This window comes from Kineococcus glutinatus (assembly GCF_039542765.1).
GTDB classification, from domain to species: domain Bacteria; phylum Actinomycetota; class Actinomycetes; order Actinomycetales; family Kineococcaceae; genus Kineococcus_A; species Kineococcus_A glutinatus.
In genome coordinates this window covers 1-1673 of record NZ_BAABIL010000304.1, presented here as the reverse complement: position 1 = coordinate 1673, position 1673 = coordinate 1, and the positions used below count along the sequence as shown (strand labels likewise).

General features: G+C 76.0%; 2 protein-coding genes. One reads left to right on the top strand and one right to left on the bottom strand.

Going from position 1 to position 1673, the window contains the following annotated elements:
- The first annotated feature begins 182 nt into the window (after positions 1-182).
- Complete coding sequence (gene coaA, locus ABEB16_RS11885; RefSeq protein WP_345712461.1) at positions 183-1100, top strand: type I pantothenate kinase; 918 nt, start codon at positions 183-185, stop codon at positions 1098-1100.
- Positions 1101-1107: 7 nt separating this feature from the next.
- Here the strand turns inward: coaA and ABEB16_RS11880 are convergent.
- Positions 1108-1673, bottom strand: a 566-nt coding sequence (locus ABEB16_RS11880; protein ID WP_345712460.1) for a GNAT family N-acetyltransferase, incomplete at its 5' end; no start/stop codon positions are given.

Sequence of the window (1673 nt, the reverse complement as noted above, 5' to 3'; positions counted from 1 at the left end):
GGCGCTCGGGCGGGCGCTCGGGCGGGCGCTCGGGCGGGCGCTCGGGCGGGCGCTTCGGCGGACGCGGGGTAGCGTTGACCCACGTGCAGCACGTCGCCCCCCCGCGCGCGCCCGACGCCGTCGCGCCGCGGGACGCCGGTGCCCGTCCCCCCTCCCGCGACGGGCACCCGCTCTCCCCCTACGTGGTCCTCGACCGGCAGGCGTGGAGCCAGCTGCGGGCCTCCACGCCGATGACGCTGACCTCCGCGGACCTCACCCGGCTGCGGGGCCTCGGCGACCGCGTCGACCTGCGCGAGGTGGAGGAGGTCTACCTGCCGCTGTCGCGGCTGCTGACCCTGTACGTCCGCGCCGTCGGGGGCCTGCACGCCGCCACCTCGACGTTCCTCGGGGAGAGCGCGGCGCGCACCCCGTTCGTCATCGGCGTCGCCGGTTCCGTCGCGGTCGGCAAGTCGACGACCGCCCGCATCCTGCGCGAGCTGCTCTCCCACTGGCCGGAGACCCCGCGCGTGGAGCTCGTGACGACCGACGGGTTCCTGCTGCCCAACGCGGAGCTGGAGCGGCGCGGCCTGATGGCCCGCAAGGGGTTCCCGGAGTCGTACGACCGCCGCGCCCTGCTGCGCTTCCTCTCCGCCGTGAAGTCCGGCGCGCCGGAGGTGCGCGCCCCGGTGTACTCGCACCTGGTCTACGACATCGTGCCCGGCGCCGAGATCGTCGTGACCCGTCCCGACGTCCTCATCGTCGAGGGCCTCAACGTGCTGCAGCCCTCGCGGGCGCGCGCCGACGGCAAGCAGGGCATGGGCGTCAGCGACTACTTCGACTTCTCCGTGTACGTCGACGCCCGCACCGAGGACGTGCGCCAGTGGTACGTCGAGCGCTTCCTGCGGTTGCGGCAGACCGCGTTCAGCCGCCCGCAGTCCTACTTCCACCGCTACGCCGCCCTCACCGACGCCGAGGCCGTCGAGCGGGCGCTCGGGATCTGGCACGACATCAACGAGCGCAACCTCGTGGAGAACGTGCTGCCCACCCGCAGCCGGGCCACCCTCGTCCTGGGCAAGGGCCCCGACCACGCGGTGCGCCGGGTGATGCTGCGCAAGCTCTGAGGCGGGCTCAGCGCTGCAGGGCCGCCAGCACGGCGTCGACGTCGGCCTCCCGGTCCTCGACCAGCTCGTCCAGGCGGAAGCCGATCGCCTCGTTCACCGCGATCATCGGTGCGTTGACGACGGCGTTCCACGTCGTCACCCGCCGCGCCCCCGGCACGTCCGCCGTGGCCAGCCGCAGCGCGGCGACCTTCAGCAGCAGGCCCAGCCGGTGCCCGCGGTGCTCGCGCACGACGAGGGTGTCCCACTGCCACAGCCGCTCCGGCTCGTCGCGGCCGTGCACGAGCTGGGTGTAGCCGACGAGCCGGCCGTCGGGGGCCTCGGCGACGGCCGTCCACCACCGCCGGCCCTGCGCGCCGAAGCGCTCCTCACCGGCGCGGACGCGGGCGGCGTCCCAGGTCTCCGGCTCCACGCTCAGCCCGCCCCGGGGCGCGTCGGTGCTCATCCGCGCCATCAGGGCCGCCACGGCCGCCTCGCCGCCGGCGGGGCACGGCCCGCGCCAGCTGCGCAGCCGGTAGCCCGCGGCGTGCGGCAGCGCGCCGGCCTCCAGGGCGTCGAGGCGGCCGGCGGGCAGGG